Here is a 20,214-nt window from a genome sequence, read left to right on the forward strand (position 1 = left end):
GTCTCGAAGTGGATGGGGGTCGAACGGTTCAGCCGGAGCTGTCGGCGGCGCCGGTGGGCGGTTCGCTCGATCCGGGTGGTGATCGCCGTGCGGAGTTCTCCCGGGTGGCCGGATGACGGGCGAGGACGTTCTTCTGCGCGAGTGCGAACGGGATTCTAGGGCGTTGTCACCGGCGGCGTCGACGGTGCCCATGAACCCGGCCCGGTCGTGGCGGTGCAGGGCGTGGACGCACTTCCGTGACCGCACCGGCAGGTTCGCCGGCAGGTCCGCCGGCGGACACTGCGACGGGCCGCCCGTATGAACGACGCGTTTCATGGGGCACGGGACGGATCCTGCCACGGTGCCTCTTTCGTGCAGGCATATGACGTTGTGATGTGCCTCCTTTGAGACAGCCTTCGCCTGACCTGTGGCGAGGGCGTGATGTTGCTGCCATGCTCATCTGCGCGGCGGAACGATCATCGCCTCGACCCCTACGCTCACGCTCAGCTCACCAGTGCATCCTCCTCGTGCCAATGCTGTCGCTTTCGAGGACCGCTCCACTGATCCAGAGGCCCGAAGCGCGGGCGAGTCCGGGTTCCGATACCACCGGGTCGCCGGGCTGCCCGCGCGCTCGATGCTCCGGCCGCTTGCGCGGCCGGAGCCGCACCATCGGGACTGCTACGGAAACACCCCGCCTTCCTTCATCCCCCCGGCTCACGAGGTGTCGATGTGATGCGCTTCCCCCTGGATTCGGACGCTGATCGTGTCGCTGTCATCGGAATGGCGGGCAGGTTGCCGAAAGCCCCGGATCCGGGGGCGTTCTGGCGACTGCTGTGCGACGGGGCCGACGCGATCACCGCGCCGCCCGTGGGTCGGCAGGGCGTACGGCACGGCGGCTACCTGGACCGGGTGGACGGCTTCGACGCGGCGTTCTTCGGTGTGTCCCCCCGTGAGGCCGTCGGCATGGACCCGCAGCAGCGGCTCATGCTCGAACTCGCCTGGGAGGCCCTGGAGGACGCCCGGATCGTGCCGAGCACGCTGACGGGCGGCCCGACGGGGGTGTTCGTCGGCTCGATGTGGGAGGACTACACGTCCCTGGCCTACCCCGGTCACATCACGCCGCACACGCTGACCGGCACCAACCGGGGCGTCATCGCCAACCGTGTCTCGCACTTCCTCGGTGTGCGCGGACCGAGCATGACGGTCGACACGGCCCAGTCGTCGGCGCTGGTCGCGGTGCATCTGGCGGTCGAGAGCCTGCGCCGCGGCGAGTCGGCGCTCGCCCTGGCCGGCGGGGTGAACCTCAACCTGACCGCCGCCCGCGAGGAGGGAGCAGCGGAGTTCGGCGGCCTGTCCCCGGACGACCGCTGCTTCACCTTCGACGCCCGGGCCAACGGCTTCGTCCGCGGCGAGGGCGGCGCCTTCCTCGTCCTGAAACCGCTGGACCGGGCCCTGGCCGACGGGGACCGCGTCTACGGTGTCATCCGGGGCAGCGCGGTCAACAACGACGGCGCCACACAGAGCCTGACCGTGCCCAGCGCGCAGGCCCAGGAACAGGTCATCCGCGAAGCACTGGCCCGCGCCGGCGTGCGTCCCGCGGATGTGCAGTACGTGGAGCTGCACGGCACCGGCACCGCTGTCGGCGACCCCATCGAGGCCGCCGCCCTCGCGGCGGCCTACCGCGACCCGGCCGAGTCCGGCGACGCCGACAGCGCCCTGCGGGTCGGATCCGCCAAGACGAACGTCGGCCACCTGGAAGGCGCCGCGGGCATCGTCGGTCTGCTCAAGGCTGTCCTCAGCGTGTACCACCGCGCACTGCCGCCGAGCCTGAACTACGAAACCCCCAACCCCGGCATCCCTCTCAACGCACTGGCGCTGCGGGTCCAGACCGCTCTGACCGCCTGGCCGCGGCCGGACGCGCCCCTGCTCGTCGGCGTGTCGTCGTTCGGCATGGGCGGCACCAACGCGCACGTGATCGTCGAGCAGGCGCCCGATGCGGCCGCGCCGCCGGCCCGGCGGCCCGCTCCCGAGGCCCGGCCGGCGCCGTGGATCGTCACGGCGCGGACCAAGCAGGCGCTACGAGCGCAGATCGAGCGCCTGCGCGAACACGTGCGCAGCCACCCGGACCTGACCGGCGCCGAGGTCGCGCACGCGCTGGCCACCACCAGAACCCGCTTCGCGCACCGCGCGGTCCTGCTCGACTCCGCCCAGGTCGCCGCCGACCGGGCCAGAACCCCGGGCCGTACCGTCTTCGTGTTCCCCGGCCAGGGCGCGCAGTGGGTCGGCATGGGCCGGGAGCTGTACGCCGCGTACCCCGTCTTCCGGGCCGCCATGGACGAGTGCGCCCAGGCCCTGGCCCCGTACACCGACTGGTCCCTGGCCGATGTCCTGGACGGCGCCCCGCTCGACCGCGTGGACATCGTGCAGCCCGCCCTGTTCGCGGTGATGGTGTCCCTGGCGGAACTGTGGCGCTCCTTCGGTGTCGAGCCCGACGCGGTGGTCGGGCACTCGCAGGGCGAGATCGCCGCGGCATACGTCGCGGGCGCGCTGTCGCTGTCCGACGCGGCCCGGATCGTGGCACTGCGCAGCCGCGCGCTGGTGGCGCTGACCGGCCGGGGCGGCATGGTGTCCGTGGCCCTGTCCGCCGAGCGGGCCGAGGACTACGTGTCGCGCTGGGGCGGCGCGCTGACGGTCGCCGTGGTCAATGCCACCGGCTCGGTCGTGGTGTCCGGCGATACGCGGGCCCTGTCCGAACTGGTCGAGTCCTGCGCGGCGGACGGTGTCCGCGCACGCGTCGTCCCGGTGGACTACGCCTCCCATTCCGCGCACGTCGAGGCGATCCGTGAGCGGCTGCACACCGAACTGGACGGTGTGCGGCCGCGGCAGGGCACCATTGCGTACTACTCCGCGGTCACCGGCGGCGTCCTCGACGACACCACGGAGCTCGACGCCGGCTACTGGTACCGCAACTTGCGCGAGCCGGTCCGCTTCGACCTGGCCACCGCCGCACTGCTGGCGGACGGGCACGACGTCGTGGTCGAGGTCAGCCCGCACCCGGTGCTGCTGCCCGCCATCGAACAGATCCTGGAACAGGCCCGCGAGCGGACCGGCGTGCCCGGCGTCGCCACCGGCACGCTGGGCCGTGACCGGGGCGGGCCGGACGTCTTCCTGACCGCGCTGTCCCGGCTGTTCGTGGCCGGCGTGCCGGTGGACTGGTCCCCGGCCGTCGCCGAGGCCGCGCCGGTCGACCTGCCCACGTACGCCTTCCAACGTCGTTCGTACTGGCTGCCCGAAGCGACAGCCGGGCAGAGCGGACGGACCCCGGCCGGCCCGGGGACGCACGCAGCGGAGACCGCCGCGCCCGGCCGGCCGGACGGCGGCCCGGAGACCGGGGACACCGGGGCGGGCGGTACGGACACGGGCGGCCCCGAGTCGGGCGACACGGTCGACGCGGCCGCCGTGGTCACCGCGCAGATCGCGCTCGTGCTGGGCCACGAGAACCCCGCAGACATCGATCCCGCGCTCACCTTCAAGGACCTCGGCTTTGACTCGGTCACCGGGCTCGAACTGCGCAACCGCCTGGCCGGCGCCCTGGATCGGCAACTCCCCTCCGGTCTCGTCTTCGACCACCCGACGCCCGCGGAGCTGATCGACTGGCTGCGCACCGGCCCCGGCGACCGGCTGGCCCCCGCCGCCCAGGCCGCCCACGACGACCCGGTCGTCATCGTGGGGATGGGCTGCCGCTTCCCCGGCGGGGTGGCCTCGCCGGACGACCTGTGGCGGCTCGTCGCGGAGGGCGTGGACGCGATCGGCGACTTCCCGGACGACCGCGGCTGGGACCTGGGCGGCCTGTACGACCCGGAACTGCGCGGCGCGGGCACCACGTACATCACCCGGGGCGGGTTCCTGGAGGCGGTGGCCGGCTTCGACGCTCCGTTCTTCGGCATCTCGCCCCGCGAGGCGCTCGCCATGGACCCGCAGCAGCGGCTCGTGCTGGAGACGGCCTGGGAGACCTTCGAGCACGCCGGGATCGACCCGGCCTCGCTGCGCGGCAGCCACACCGGCGTGTTCACCGGCGTCTGGTCGTCCGGCTACGCGACCGGGCCGGGCCTGCCGGAGGACCTGGAGGGTTACCTGTTCACCGGCGTTGCGACCAGCGTCACGTCCGGCCGGGTCGCCTACCACCTCGGGCTGCGCGGTCCGGCGCTGTCCGTGGACACCGCCTGCTCGTCGTCCCTGGTCGCCGTCCACCTGGCCGCCCAGGCCCTGCGCGCGGGCGAGTGCTCGCTGGCGCTCGCCGGCGGTGTCACGATCATGGCGACACCGCTGGGCTTCACCGAGTTCTCCCGCCAGCACGGCCTCGCGGCGGACGGCCGCAGCAAGCCCTTCGCCGCCGCGGCCGACGGCACCAGCTGGGCCGAGGGCGCCGGCTTGGTGCTGCTGGAACGTCTGTCGGACGCCCGCCGCAACGGCCACCGGGTGCTGGCGGTCGTCGCGGGAAGCGCGGTGAACCAGGACGGCGCGTCCAACGGCCTGACCGCGCCCAACGGCCCCTCCCAGGAACGCGTCATCCGTCAGGCGTTGGCGAACGCCGGGTTGGAGGCGTCCGAGGTGGACGCGGTCGAGGCGCACGGTACCGGCACCACTCTCGGCGATCCCATCGAGGCCCACGCCCTGCTGGCCGCCTACGGCCGGGACCGGGACGAGCCGTTGTGGCTGGGGTCGGTGAAGTCGAACATCGGCCACACCCAGGCCGCCGCCGGCATCGCGGGCCTGATCAAGATGGTCATGGCGATGCGGCACGGCGAACTGCCGCGAACCCTGCACATAGACGCCCCCTCCCCGCACGTCGACTGGGCCTCCGGCGGCGTCCGGCTGCTCACCGAGGCCCGGCCGTGGCCGGAGCACGAGCACCCGCGCCGCGCCGGCATCTCGGCCTTCGGCATCAGCGGCACCAACGCCCACCTGATCATCGAGCAGTCCTCCGACCCGGACCCCGGCCACCTTCCCGAACCCGCCGGCCGGGCCGCCCCCACCGCCTGGCTGCTGTCCGCGAAGACCGATGCCGCGCTGCGCGCCCAGGCCGAGCGGCTGCACGCGTACGCGACCGCCCACCCCGACGTCCCGGCCGCCGCGATCAGCCGCGCACTGGCCGCCCGCACCCGGTTCGAGCACCGGGCCGCGGTGGTCGGCGCCGAGCGGGACGACCTGCTGTCCGGCCTGGCCGCGCTCCCGCCGGGACTGACGGGACTGCCGGGCCTGCAGGCCCGTACTGGCGGGACCGTGTTCGTCTTCCCCGGACAGGGGGCGCAGTGGGCGGGCATGGGCCATGACCTGTACGAGCAGTCCGAGGTCTTCCGCGCCGGCATCGACGCCTGCGCCGCCGCCCTGGCCCCGTACACCGACTGGTCGCTGGTCGACGAACTGCGCCACGGCTCGCTGGACCGCGTCGACGTGGTGCAGCCGGCCCTGTTCGCCGTCATGGTGGCGCTGGCCGACCTGTGGCGGTCCTACGGCGTGCAGCCGGACGCCGTGGTCGGCCACTCCCAGGCGGAGATCGCCGCCGCGTACGTCGCCGGCGCGCTGTCGCTGCGGGACGCCGCCAAGGTCGTGGCGCTACGGTCCAGGGCACTGGCCGTCATCGCCGACCGGGGCGGCATGGTGTCCCTCGCGCTGTCCGTCGAACAGGCTGCCGGCTACCTGGCCCGCTGGGGCGAGCGGCTGACGACCGCCGTGGTGAACGGACCTGCGGCGGTCGTGGTGTCCGGCGGCCTCGACGTGCTGGACGAACTGCTGACGGCCTGCGAGGCCGACGGCATCCGCGCCCGCCGCCTGCCCGTCGACTACGCCGCCCACTCCGCGCAGGTCGAGGCGATCCGCGAGCAACTGCTCACCGAACTGGCCGACATCACCCCCCACTCGGCGGCGATCCCGTTCTACTCCACGGTCACCGGCGAGCCGCTCGACACCTCTGCCCTCGACGCCGGCTACTGGTACCGCAACCTCCGCGAACCCGTACGGTTCGACCTGGCCACCGCCCGGCTCACCGCCGACGACCACGACCTGTTCCTGGAGGTCAGCCCGCACCCGGTGCTGGTGCCCGCGCTGGACGTCGCCGCCACCGGAACACTGCGCCGCGATCACGGCGGCCTCACCGAGTTCCTCGCCGCGGCGGGACGCCTCTACGCCGCCGGAGCCGACGTCGACTGGATACCGGTCCTGCCCCGCACCGCACCCAGGGCGGACCTGCCCACGTACGCCTTCCAGCGCGAGCCCTACTGGGTGACCGCGACCCCGCCGGTGCCCCGTGACGACTGGCGGTACGAGGTGGCATGGGCGCCGACGAGCGGAACCGCGGCCCCGGTGGACCCGGCTCGCTGGCTCGTCCTGGCCACGACCGGGCACCCGTGGGCCGAGGCCCTGCGCGAACGGGGCTTCGCGGTGGCCGACACCTGGGACGTGGCCGACACCGGGGACGCCCGGCCCGGGCCGGACGGTGTGCTGTCGCTGCTGGCGCTGGACGACGAGCCGCACCCCGACCACCCGGTGCTCCCGGCGGGCCTGGTCCGCACCCTGGATCTGGTCCGCCCCCTGGACCCGGCGCGGACACCGGCCGTCCCGCTGTGGTGCGCGACCAGCGGCGCCGTGAGCACCTCGGGCACCGACCCGGTCACCAGCCCGGCCCAGGCCCTGGCGTGGGGCACCGGCGCGTCCGCGGCGCTGGAGTTCCCGCACGGCTGGGGCGGCCTGGTCGACCTTCCCGCCGTGCCCGACGAGGAGAGCGTGAACGCGCTGCTCGTCGTGCTCGCCGGCACGGGCGAGGACCAGGTGGCGATCCGCGGCACCCGGCGCTTCGCCAAGCGGCTGCGCCGCAAGGCCTCATCGGGCCCGGCCGCGCGGCCCTGGCGGCCGCGGGGCACGGTGCTGGTCACCGGCGGCACCGGCGCGCTCGGCGGACATGTGGCCCGCCGCCTCGCGCGGCAGGGCGCGGAGCACATCGTGCTGGCCGCCCGCCGCGGCCCCGACGCACCCGGCGCGGCCGGCCTGCGCGACGAACTGGAGGCAGCCGGGGCGCGGGTGACCGTGGCGGCGTGCGACGTGGCCGACCGGGACGCCCTGCGGGACCTCGTCGAGCGCGTCGGCGACATCCGCGCGGTCTTCCACACCGCCGGCGTGATCAGGGCGACCAGGCTGGCCGACACGACACCGGCGGAGTTCGCCGAGGTCATCATGGCCAAGGTCGCCGGGGCGGCGAACCTGGCGGAACTCCTGCCGGACCTCGACGCCTTCGTCCTGTTCTCCTCCACCGCGGGCGTGTGGGGCGACGGCCACGGCGCGGCCTACGCCGCCGGCAACGCCTTCCTCGACGCCCTGGCCGCACAGCACCGCGCCCAGGGCCGCGCCACGACCTCCGTCGCGTGGGGCATCTGGGCCGAAGGCGGCATGGCGGCCCTGGAGTCCGTGCAGCGCCAGCGCACCCTGCTCGGCCTCGGCGAACTGGACCCGGGCCGGGCACTCGACGCGCTGCAGGACGTCCTCGACCACGACGAGGCCCTCGCGGTCGTGACCTCGGCCGACTGGGCACAGTTCGCCCGCGCCTACACCCACGCGCGGCCGAGCCGGCTGCTGCGGGACCTGCCCGAGGCCCACAGCCGGCCGCAGGCCCCCCGACCCGCGCCCCCCGCCGGCGGCACCGACCTGCTGGAGCTGATCACCACCCACGTCGCCGGGGTGCTGGGACACGCCACCCCCGAGCGGCTCGACCCCCGGCAGGCGTTCAAGGACCTGGGCTTCGACTCACTGACCGCGGTGGAACTGCGCAATCGCCTGACCGCCGCGCTCGGGGTGAAACTGCCCGCCACCCTCGTCTTCGACCACCCCACCCCGGCACGGCTGGCCGCCCACCTGTCCGGCGAGTCCGGCCAGCAGGACGCGCCGCACGCCCCGGCCGCGACGGACGAGCCGATCGCAGTCATCGGCATGGGCTGCCGCTACCCCGGAGGCGTCGGCACCCCGGAGGACCTGTGGCGGCTGGTCGCGGACGGCGTGGACGCGGTCGGCGACTTCCCCGCCGACCGGGGATGGGACATCGACCGCCTGTACGACCCGACGGGAAGCCGCCCCCGCACGTCGAGCACGTCCCAGGGCGGCTTCCTCGACGCCGCCGGCGACTTCGACGCGGCGTTCTTCGGGATATCGCCCCGCGAGGCGCTCGCCATGGACCCGCAGCAGCGCATCCTGCTGGAGACCGCGTGGGAGACCATCGAGTACGCCGGCATCGACCCGACCACGCTGGAGGGCACACCCACCGGCGTGTTCACCGGCATCTGGTCCACCGGCTACGCCGCCGGGCCGGTCCCCGACGACCTGGAGGGCTACCAGGTCACCGGCACCGCGTCGAGCGTGGGGTCCGGCCGGCTGGCGTACCAGCTGGGCCTGCTCGGCCCGGCACTGTCCCTGGACACCGGCTGCTCGTCGTCCCTGGTGGCCCTGCACCTGGCCGCGCAGGCCCTGCGCTCGGGAGAATGCTCCTTCGCCCTGGCCGGCGGCGTCACCGTCAACGCGGCACCCACGCTGTTCACCGAGATGTCCCGGCAGGGGGCGAGCGCGCCCGACGGCCGCAGCAAGTCCTTCGCCGCCGCGGCCGACGGGGCGGGCTGGGCCGAGGGCGCCGGCCTGCTGCTGCTGGAACGCCTGTCCGATGCCCGCCGCAACGGCCACGAGGTGCTGGCGGTCGTCCGAGGCTCGGCCACCAACCAGGACGGCGCCTCCAACGGCCTGACCGCGCCCAACGGCCCCTCCCAGGAGCGGGTGATCCGTCAGGCCCTCGCCAATGCCGGGTTGGAGGCGTCCGAGGTGGACGCGGTGGAGGCCCACGGCACCGGCACCACTCTCGGCGATCCCATCGAGGCTCAGGCACTCCTGGCGACCTACGGCCGGGACCGGGACGAGCCGTTGTGGCTGGGGTCGGTGAAGTCGAACATCGGCCACACCCAGGCAGCGGCCGGCGTCGCGGGCCTGATCAAGATGGTCATGGCGATGCGGCACGGCGAACTGCCGCGAACCCTGCACGTGGACGCGCCCACCCCGCACGTCGACTGGGCCTGCGGCCAGGTCCGCCTGCTCACCGAACCGGTCGCCTGGCCCGGGACCGGGCGGCCACGGCGAGCCGCCGTCTCCGCCTTCGGCATCAGCGGCACCAACGCCCACGTCATTATCGAGCAGAGCATCCTCGAACAGCCCGCCGAGGCCGACTCCGCCGCACCCTCTCCCCGGGGCCGCGCGGACGACCAGGTCCTCTGGCCGCTGTCGGCCAGGTCCGAGGCGGCGTTGCGGGAGCAGGCGCGCCGGCTGGGTGCCTTCACCGCGGTACGTCCCGAGGTGGGCCCGGCGGCGGTCGGGGGCGCTCTGGCTGCCCGCACCGTGTTCGAGCACCGGGCCGTGGTGGTGGGCGCTGCCGCGGCCCTGGACGCCCTGGCGGAGGGGCGGTCGGCGCCGGGTCTGGTCACCGGGACCGCCCGTTCGCTGGGTCGTTCGGTGTTCGTGTTTCCGGGGCAGGGTGCGCAGTGGGTGGGTATGGGTGGGGAGTTGTACGGCTCGGAGGCGGTGTTCCGGGAGGCGATCGATGCGTGTGATGCGGCGTTGGCGCCGTACACGGGTTGGTCGTTGGTGGAGGTGCTGGTCGGCGGTGGCTCGTTGGAGCGGGTGGATGTGGTGCAGCCGGCTCTGTTCGGGGTGATGGTGGCGCTGGCCGAGCTGTGGCGTGCTCATGGTGTGGAGCCTGATGCCGTGGTCGGGCATTCGCAGGGGGAGATCGCGGCGGCGTATGTGGTGGGGGCGTTGTCGTTGGACGACGCCGCCAAGGTGGTCGCCCTGCGCAGCAAGGCCCTGGTCGCCCTGGCCGGACACGGCGGCATGGTCTCGGTCGCGCTGTGCGCGGACGACGCCGCCGGCTACCTGAGTCCCTGGGGCGACCGGATCACCGTCGCGGTGGTCAACTCCGCCTCGACCGTCGTCGTGTCCGGCGAACCCGGGGCCCTGGACGAACTGCTGGCAGCCTGCGCCAGGGACGGCATACGCGCCCGCGCCATCCCCGTCGACTACGCGGCGCACTCGGCGCAGGTCGAGGCGATCCGCGAGCGGCTTCTGACCGACCTCGCGGACATCCGGCCCCGGCCTGCGGCGATTCCCTTCTACTCCACGGTCACCGCGGAACCGGTCGACACCTCCGCCCTCGACGCCGATTACTGGTACCGCAACCTCCGCGAACCCGTACGGTTCGACCTGGCCACCGCCCGGCTCACCGCCGACGGCCACGAGGTGTTCGTGGAAGTCAGCCCGCACCCGGTGCTGGTGCAGGACCTGGACGGCGTGGCGACCGGCACCCTGCGCCGCGACCACGGCGCCATCGGGGAATTCCACACCGCCCTGGCCCGCCTCCACGTCCAGGGCGTCGCCGTGACCTGGCCGCACGACCGCCCGCACGGCGTCAGGCTGCCGCGCTACGCCTTCCAGCGCAGCACCTACTGGCTCACCCCCGCGGCCGGCGACCACGGCACCCGGCACCCGCTGGCGGGCACCACGGTCGAACTGCCCGACGGGAGCACCGTGCACAGCGGCCGCGTCTCCACCCGCACCCACCCCTGGCTGGCCGACCACGCCGTCGACGGCACGGTCCTGCTGCCGGGCACCGCCTTCCTCGAACTCGCAACCCTGGCCGGCGGGACCCTTGACGACCTCGTCCTGCACCTGCCCCTCGCGCTCTCGGACACACCCACGGACATCCAGGTCTCGGTCGGCGCCCCGGACGACGCCGGCCGCAGCCCGGTCACCGTGCACTCCAAGGGCGGCGACGGCTGGGTCCGCCACGCGTCCGGAACTCTCGGCGGCCAGGTGACGGCCGGACGCCTCGACTGGCCCACGAGGAACGCCGAACCCGTGGACCCTGAAGAGTTCTACGACTTCCTCGCCGGACTCGGATACCAGTACGGACCCGCGTTCCGGGGCGTGCGGGAGTTGTGGCAGGGCGAGGACGAACTGTACGCCGAGGTGTCCGTCCCCGACGGCGCCGGCTTCGGCATCCACCCCGCGCTCCTGGACGCCGCACTCCAGCCGCTGATCCTGCTCAGCCCCGACACCCGGGTCCGGCTGCCGTTCTCCTTCTCCGGCGTCGCCGTGCACACCACCGGTGTGTCGTCCGCCCGGGTCCACCTGGCCCGCACGGGCACCGACACCTACCGCGCGACACTGACCGACCTGTCCGGCAACCCGGTCGCGGACATCACCGCGCTGACCGTCCGGCCGGCCGCCGAGGCCCGGGCCGCGGTGCTGCACACCCAGTGGGTGCCCCTCACCGCGAGCACACCGACCGAGGTGGTGCCGAGCCCGGTACTCACCGCGGAAGCCGACGCGGACTCCGTGCACGGCCTCGTCCAGCGGGCCCGCGCGCTCGTCCAGGACTTCCTGGCCGAGCAGCCGGAGCGGGCGGCCGCACGCCTGGCCGTCCTGACCCGCGGCGTGGCCGGCGCGGCCGTACGCGGCCTGGTCCGCAGCGCCGCCGCCGAGCACCCCGGCCGGTTCGTCCTGGTCGACATGGGCGACGCGTCCGAGGAGGACGCGGTCCGGGCCGCCATGACAGCCGGCGACGAACCCGAACTGGCCCTGCGCCGGGAAGGCGTCCTCGTGCCGCGGCAGGCCAGGTACGCGCCGGAACCGACCGCCCCCGACGGCGCGTACCGGCTGAGCGAGTCCGGCACCGGGCAACTGGACGACCTGGCCCTGCTGCCCTGGCAAGAGGCCGCGCTGGAACCCGGACAGGTCCGGGTCGCCGTACACGCGGCCGGCCTGAACTTCCGCGACGTGCTCATCACCCTCGGCATGTACCCGGACCGGCCCCCGTTGGGCGGCGAAGGGGCCGGCACCGTCCTCGAGGTCGGCCCCGGCGTCACGGCCTGGCGGCCCGGCGACCGCGTCATGGGAATGATGCCCGGCGCCTTCGGGTCGCGCGCGGTCGCCGACCACCGGCTCCTGACGGCGATCCCCGACGGCTGGAGCTCCGCCGAGGCGGCGTCGGTGCCCGTCGCGTTCACCACCGCCTGGTACGGGCTGTTCGACCTCGGCGAACTGCGCCCCGGCGACCGGGTCCTGGTCCACTCCGGCGCGGGCGGTGTGGGCATGGCCGCCATCCGGTTGGCCCTGAACAGCGGCGCGGAGGTCTTCGCCACCGCGAGCCCCGCCAAGTGGGACACCCTGCGGCGCCTCGGACTGCCGGACGACCACATCGGTTCGTCCCGCGACACCCGGTTCGCCGACCGGTTCCCGGCCATGGACGTCGTCCTCAACTCGCTCGCGGGAGAACTCACCGACGCCTCACTGCGGTTGCTGGCCGACGGCGGACGGTTCGTCGAGCTGGGCAAGACGGACGTCCGCTCACCCGAGGGCCTGACCTACCGGGCCTTCGACCTCAACGACGTCGACCCCGCGCGGCAGGGCGACATCCTCTCCAGGGTTGTGGCGATGGTCGCCGACGGGACGCTGGAGCCGCTGCCGGTCACCGCCGCGGACCTCCGCCAGGCCGTCGACTCCTTCCGGCTGATGAGCCAGGCCCGCCACACCGGCAAGATCGTCCTCACCGTCCCCCAGCCGATCGACCCTGACGGCACCGTGCTGATCACCGGCGGCACCGGCACCCTCGGCCAGGCCGTCGCCCGGCACCTGGCGTCCCGCTACGGGGTACGGCACCTGCTGCTCGTCAGCCGCGGCGGCGGCGCGGTGCCGCACCTGGAGGCTCAAGGGGACGTCGACGTGCGGGTCGTGGCCTGTGACGTCGCGGACCGGGACGCGCTGGCGGCCGTACTGGACTCGATCCCGGCCGAGCATCCGCTCACCGCCGTCGTCCACGCGGCCGGCGTGCTCGACGACACCGTTGTGGAACGGCTGACCGCAGAGCAGCTCGACCGGGTGCTGCGTCCCAAGGTCGACGGCGCCTGGCACCTGCACGAGCTGACCCGCGAGCACGACCTCGCCGCCTTCGTGCTGTTCTCCGCGGCCGCGGGTGTACTCGGCAACGCCGGCCAGGCCGGCTACGCGGCCGCGAACTCCTACCTCGACGCGTTCGCCGCACACCGGCAGACCCTCGGACTGCCCGCCGTGTCGATGGCCTGGGGCTACTGGGAGCAGGAGAGCGGCATGACCGCCCACCTCACCGCGGCCGACCGCCAACGCCTCGCCCGCAAGGGCATCCGCCCCATCAGCGTCGAACGCGCCCTGGCCATGTTCGACACCGCGCTGGCTGCCGGACGTCCCGCGCTGACCACGGCCGACCTCTCGATGCCGCAGACCCTGCCGACGTCAAAGGCCCCCGCGTCGGACCTGCTGTCCCTGGTCGCCGCCCACACCGCCACCGTCCTCGGCCACTCCGACGCCGCCGCGATCACCCCCGGACTCGCCTTCCGCGACCTCGGCTTCGATTCCCTGACCTCCGTCGAACTGCGCAACCGCCTCGCCGGCGCCACCGGCCTGCGGCTGCCCGCGACCCTCGTCTTCGACCACCCCACCCCCGCCGACCTCGCCGACCACCTCACGGCCGAACTCTCCGGTGCGGGTGTGGTGCCGGTGTCGGTGGTGCCGGTGGTGTCGGTGGGTGATGGGGCTGATCCGGTGGTGATCGTGGGTATGGGGTGCCGGTTGCCGGGTGGGGTGGGGTCGCCGGAGGAGCTGTGGGGCCTGGTGTCGGGTGGGGTGGATGCGGTCGGGGCGTTTCCGGGTGATCGCGGGTGGGACGTTGAGGGGTTGTTCCATCCGGATGCGGATCATCCCGGGACGTCGTATACGCGGTCGGGTGGTTTTCTCGCGGACGCGGCGGGGTTCGATGCCGATTTCTTCGGGATTTCGCCGCGTGAGGCGCTGGCGATGGACCCGCAGCAGCGGGTGTTGCTGGAGACCGCGTGGGAGACGTTCGAGGATGCGGGGATCGATCCGACGTCGTTGCGGGGCAGCCAGACGGGCGTGTTCACCGGCGTCTGGTCCTCCGGCTACGTCGGCAGCCCCGACCAGGCACCGCCCGACACCGAGGGCTACCTCGCCACCGGCATCTCGCCGAGCATCACCTCCGGCCGGGTCTCCTACCTGCTGGGCCTCCAGGGCCAGGCCGTGTCCGTCGACTCCGCCTGCTCCTCGTCACTGATGGCGATCCACCTCGCCGCGCAGGCACTGCGCTCGGGGGAGTGCACACTCGCCCTGGCCGGCGGGGTGACCGTGAGCGTGACCCCCCTGCAGTTCACGGAGTTCTCCCGCCAGCGTGCCCTGGCCCCTGACGGCCGGTGCAAGCCCTTCTCGTCGACGGCTGACGGTACGGCGTGGGGTGAGGGCGCGGGGTTGGTGCTGCTGGAGCGGTTGTCGGACGCCCGTCGCAACGGCCATCAGGTGCTGGCGGTGGTGCGGGGTTCGGCGGTCAATCAGGACGGGGCGTCCAATGGGCTGACCGCGCCCAACGGCCACTCCCAGGAACGCGTCATCCGCCAGGCGCTGGCGAACGCCGGGTTGGAGGCGTCCGAGGTGGACGCGGTGGAGGCGCACGGTACGGGGACGACGCTCGGTGATCCCATCGAGGCGCAGGCGCTGCTGGCGACCTACGGCCGGGACCGGGTGGAGCCGTTGTGGCTGGGGTCGGTGAAGTCGAACATCGGGCACACCCAGGCGGCGGCCGGTGTGGCTGGTGTGATCAAGATGGTCATGGCGATGCGGCACGCCGAACTGCCGCCGACGCTGCACGTCCAGGAGCCCACGCCGCATGTCGAGTGGGACACCGGTGACATCCGGCTGCTGACCGAGGCCCGGCCGTGGCCGGAGACGGGGCGTCCCCGCCGCGCGGGCATCTCGGCGTTCGGGGCCAGCGGCACCAACGCCCACGTCGTCATCGAACAGTTCCCGGAGGAAACCCCCGGACAACCCGTCGCGGACGACTCCGTGGAGCCCACGGTGTGGCTGCTGTCCGGCAAGACGGACGATGCCCTCCGCGCCCAGGCCCGACGGCTCGCGGACCACATCACCGCTCACCCCGGACTCCGGCCGGCCGCGATCGGCCGGGCCCTCGCCACCACCCGCACCATGCTCGCCCACCGGGCGGCCCTGGTGGGCAGCACCCGGACCGACCTGATGGCGGAACTGGCCGCCCTCGCCGACGGAGACCCCCGCGTCATCACGGGTGTGGCCGGTTCGCTGGGTCGTTCGGTGTTCGTGTTTCCGGGGCAGGGTGCGCAGTGGGTGGGTATGGGTGGGGAGTTGTACGGCTCGGAGGCGGTGTTCCGGGAGGCGATCGATGCGTGTGATGTGGCGTTGGCGCCGTACACGGGTTGGTCGTTGGTGGAGGTGCTGGTCGGCGGTGGCTCGTTGGAGCGGGTGGATGTGGTGCAGCCGGCTCTGTTCGCGGTGATGGTGGCGCTGGCCGAGCTGTGGCGTGCTCATGGTGTGGAGCCTGATGCCGTGGTCGGGCATTCGCAGGGGGAGATCGCGGCGGCGTATGTGGTGGGGGCGTTGTCGTTGGAGGACGCCGCCAAGGTGGTGGCGTTACGGAGCAAGGCCCTGGTCGCTCTGGCGGACCAGGGTGGGATGGTGTCGGTCGGCCTCGGGCATGAGCAGGCCGCCGAGTTCGTGGCCCGCTGGGACGGCCGGCTGACGGTGGCGGTGGTCAATGCCCCCGGTTCGGTCGTCGTGTCGGGTGATCCGGACGGGCTGGACGAGTTGCTGGCGGCCTGTGAGGCCGACGGTATCCGCGCCCGTCGCCTGCCCGTCAACTACGCCGCCCACTCCGTCCAGGTCGAGGCGATCCGCGAGCAACTGCTCACCGACCTCGCCGGCATCACACCGCGCCCGGCGGTGATCCCGTTCTACTCGACGGTGACCGGCGAGGAGATCGACACCTCCGCCCTCGACGCCGACTACTGGTACCGCAACCTCCGCGAACCCGTACGCTTCGACCTCGCCGTCGAGACCCTTACGCAGGACCGGCACGGCGTGTTCGTGGAGGTCAGCCCGCACCCCGTACTGGTGCCGGTGATGGACGGCGTTGTGACCGGCACGCTGCGCCGCGGCAGCGGCAGGCAGGAATTCCACCTCGCCCTGGCGCGCCTGCACACGCAAGGCATGGCCGTCGACTGGACTCCGGTCTTCCCCGGCGAGCCCCACCACGTCCCACTGCCGACGTACGCTTTCCAGCACCGGCCGTACTGGTTGACCCCCGTCGCCGCGAAGGGCGACGTGTCGGCGGCGGGGCTGGACTCGGCCGGGCACCCGCTGCTCGGGGCCGTCGTCGAACTGGCCGGGGACCAGAGCGTCCTGCTCACGGGGCGGCTCTCGACGGCCACCCGGCCATGGCTGGCCGACCACGTCGTCCTGGGCTCCGTGCTTCTGCCCGGCACCGTGTTCGTCGAACTCGCCATGCACGCCGGACGCCAGGCCGGCTGCGACGTCCTGGACGAACTGGTGCTGGAAGCTCCCATGATCCTGCCGGACGACGGTTCCGTGCCGGTCCAGGTCGTCGTCGGCGCACCGGACGAGACGGGCCGACGCCCCGTCACCGTGCACTCCCGGACGGGCGGCACCTGGCTGCGGCACGCGACCGGCATGCTGGCGACCGGCGACCGCCCCCACCCGTACGACACCGGCGAGCCCTGGCAGCCGGCCGGTGAGCCCGTCGACCTGACCGACTTCTACGACACCCTCGCCGCCCAGGGCTACGAGTACGGGCCGGTGTTCGCGGGCGTACGCGAGATCCGGCGGCAGGGCGACGAGCTCTATGCCGAGGTGGCGCTGCCCACCGACACCCGTGACCGCTTCGGTCTCCACCCCGCGCTGCTCGACGCCGCACTCCAGCCGCTGACCCTGCTGGCGGCCGGCCGCCTGCCGTTCTCCTTCGCCGGGGTGTCGATGCGGAAAGCCGGCTCCACGGCCCGGGTCCGCCTCACACCCACCGGCCCCGACACCTTCCGGGTCGCGCTCGCCGACGAATCCGGGCCGCTGGCGGTGATCGACGCGCTGACCGTGCGCCACCGGCCGCCGGGCATACCGGGCGCCGGGGCCAACCAGCTCTTCCGCCTCGACTGGGTGCCCGTCGAGAGCACCGGCGAACCCCCGGCCGTCCACCACGTGACGCCCCCGGCGGGAGACCCCGTGGCCGCCGCGCACACCGTCGCCGCCGAGACGCTGGGCGTGCTCCAGGACTTCCTGCGCGACGGGGACGGCCGGCTGGCCGTCGTGACCCGTGGGGCGGTCGGGCCGGACCCCGTCGACCTGCCGTCCAGCGTCGTCTGGGGCCTGGTCCGCGCGGCCCAGGCGGAACACCCCGACCGCTTCGTGCTCGTCGACACCGACGACCGCGTCCTCGTCGCGGGGGACGAACCGCAGCTCGTCGTCCGCGACGGCGCCGCCCACGCCGCCCGCCTGGTACGGGCCGAAGCGGCCCCGGCACCCGGCCCGCTCGACCCGAACGGTACCGTGCTGATCACCGGAGGCACCGGAACACTGGGCCGCCTCGTCGCCCGGCACCTGCGCGACCGGCACGGCATCCGGCACCTGCTCCTGCTCAGCAGGACCGCGGCGGAGGTGGACTTCGACGCCGAGGTGGTGGCCTGCGACGCGGCCGACCGGGACGCGCTGGCGGCCGTACTGGACTCGATCCCGGCCGCGCACCCGCTGACCGCGGTCGTGCACGCGGCCGGCGTGCTCGACGACGGCGTCGTCGAATCCCTCACGCCCGGCCGGATCGACCAGGTACTGCGGCCCAAGGCCGACGCCGCCTGGCACCTGCACGAGCTGACGAAGGACCTCGGCCTGAGCGCGTTCGTGCTCTTCTCGTCCGCCGCCGGTGTGCTGGGCGGCCCGGGCCAGGCGAACTATGCCGCCGCGAACGCCTTCCTGGACGCCCTCGCCGTGCACCGGCGTGCCCTGGGTCTGCGGGGCGTGTCGCTGGCCTGGGGACAGTGGGCCGAGGCCAGCGGGCTGACCGAACACCTCACCGACACCGACCTCAAGCGCCTCGCCCGCACCGGCGTGCTGCCGATGCCCACGGACCAGGCGCTGGCACTGTTCGACCTGGCCCTGGGCGCCGTCGATCCCGTGCTGGTCCCCGCACACCTCGACCTGTCGGCGGCGTCCACCCGCCCCCTGCTCAGCCGCCTCACCCGTACCAGGCCCGCCCGGCGCACGGACCGGCCGACCCTGGGCAGGGAACTGGCGGCCCTGCCCGAGGCCGAGCAGCACAGCCGCGTCCTGGAACTGGTCACCGGCCAGACGGCCGTGGTCCTCGGCCACACCGACACCTCGGCCGTCAGCGCCGAGCGGGCCTTCAAGGACCTGGGCTTCGACTCGCTCACCGCGGTGGAGCTGCGCAACCGCCTGTCCGCGGCCGCCGGGGTACGGCTGCCCGCGACGATGGTCTTCGACTACCCGACCCCCGACGCGCTGGCCGGCCACCTGCGGGACGTCCTGGTCGGCGCCCGGCGCCAGGCCCCTGCCTCACCCGTGCCGGTCGGTGTTCCGGTGTCGGATGATCCGGTGGTGGTGGTGGGGTTGGGGGCCCGTTATCCGGGTGGTGTGGGGTCGGCGCGGGAGTTGTGGGATTTGGTGGCGGGTGGGGTGGACGCGGTGGGGGAGTTCCCATCGGATCGTGGGTGGGATGTGGGTCGTATCTATGATCCGGCCGGTGGTCCGGGGACGTCGTACACGCGGTCGGGTGGTTTTCTGGGGGATGCGGGTGGCTTCGATGCCGCGTTCTTCGGGATTTCGCCGCGTGAGGCGTTGGCGATGGATCCGCAGCAGCGGGTGCTGCTGGAGACGGTGTGGGAGACGTTCGAGGACGCGGGGATCGATCCGACGTCGTTGAGGGGCAGCCAGACGGGCGTCTTCACCGGCATCTGGTCCTCGGGCTATGGAGCCGGGGCACAGCCGCCCGACCTGGAGGGCTACCTCTCGACGGGCACGGCGACGAGTGTGACCTCGGGGCGGGTGTCGTATCTGCTGGGGCTGGAGGGTCCGGCGTTGTCGGTGGACACGGCGTGTTCGTCGTCGCTGGTGGCGATCCATCTGGCGGCGCAGGCGCTGCGCTCGGGGGAGTGCTCACTGGCCCTGGCCGGTGGTGTGACGGTCATGGCGACACCGGCGGGGTTCGTCGAGTTCTCGCGGCAGCGGGGGCTTGCGGCCGACGGCAGGGTGAAGGCGTTTGCCGAGGCTGCCGATGGTACGGCGTGGGGTGAGGGCGCGGGGTTGGTGCTGCTGGAGCGGTTGTCGGACGCCCGTCGCCATGGCCATCAGGTGCTGGCGGTGGTGCGGGGTTCGGCGGTGAATCAGGACGGGGCGTCCAATGGGTTGACCGCGCCGAATGGTCCGTCGCAGGAGCGGGTGATCCGGCAGGCGTTGGCGAACGCCGGGTTGGAGGCGTCCGAGGTGGACGTGGTGGAGGCGCACGGTACGGGGACGACGCTCGGTGATCCCATCGAGGCGCAGGCGCTGCTGGCGACCTACGGCCGGGACCGGGTGGAGCCGTTGTGGCTGGGGTCGGTGAAGTCGAACATCGGGCACACGCAGGCGGCGGCCGGCGTGGCTGGTGTGATCAAGATGGTGATGGCGATGCGGCACGGGCAGTTGCCGCCGACGCTGCATGTCGACGCGCCGACTTCCCACGTCGACTGGGAGTCCGGAAACATCCGGCTGCTCACCGAGGCCCGGCCCTGGCCCGACAACGGCCACCTGCGTCGCGCGGGCATCTCGGCGTTCGGCATCAGCGGCACCAACGCCCACGTGATCCTGGAGGCACCGGCCCCGGACCCGGCCGAGAAGACGTCGCCCGACTCCCCCGCCCACGATCCCGTTTCGGATCCCGGGTCCCCTGCCGCTTCCACGCCCACGCCCACGCCCGCGGTGCCGGTGCCGTGGCTGCTGTCGGCGAAGTCGGAGGCGGCCCTGCGCGACCAGGCCCGTAGGCTGCGCGGGTTCCTCGCCGAGCACCCCGAGGTCACACCGGCCGAGGTGGCCGCGGACCTGGCCGCGCGGGCCCGGTTTCCGCACCGCGCTGTGCTGACGGACCCGGCCGGGCTGGACGCGCTGATCGGCGGAGAACCCGGAATCGTCACGGGCACTGCCTCCCCGGGTAGGTCGGCGTTTGTGTTCTCTGGTCAGGGTGGTCAGTGGGCGGGGATGGGGCGGGGTTTGTACCGGGTGTTCCCGGTGTTTGCGCGGGTG

1 protein-coding gene is annotated in these 20,214 nt (G+C 73.5%); it reads left to right on the forward strand.

Annotation, left to right across the window (positions count from 1 at the left end; genetic code table 11):
• Positions 1–711: 711 nt before the first annotated feature.
• On the forward strand, positions 712–20,214 hold a 19,503-nt coding region (locus ACZ51D_RS41370; RefSeq protein WP_465665441.1), incomplete at its 3' end, for an SDR family NAD(P)-dependent oxidoreductase.

The sequence above is a fragment of the Kitasatospora sp. NPDC033851 genome, from assembly GCF_055576085.1.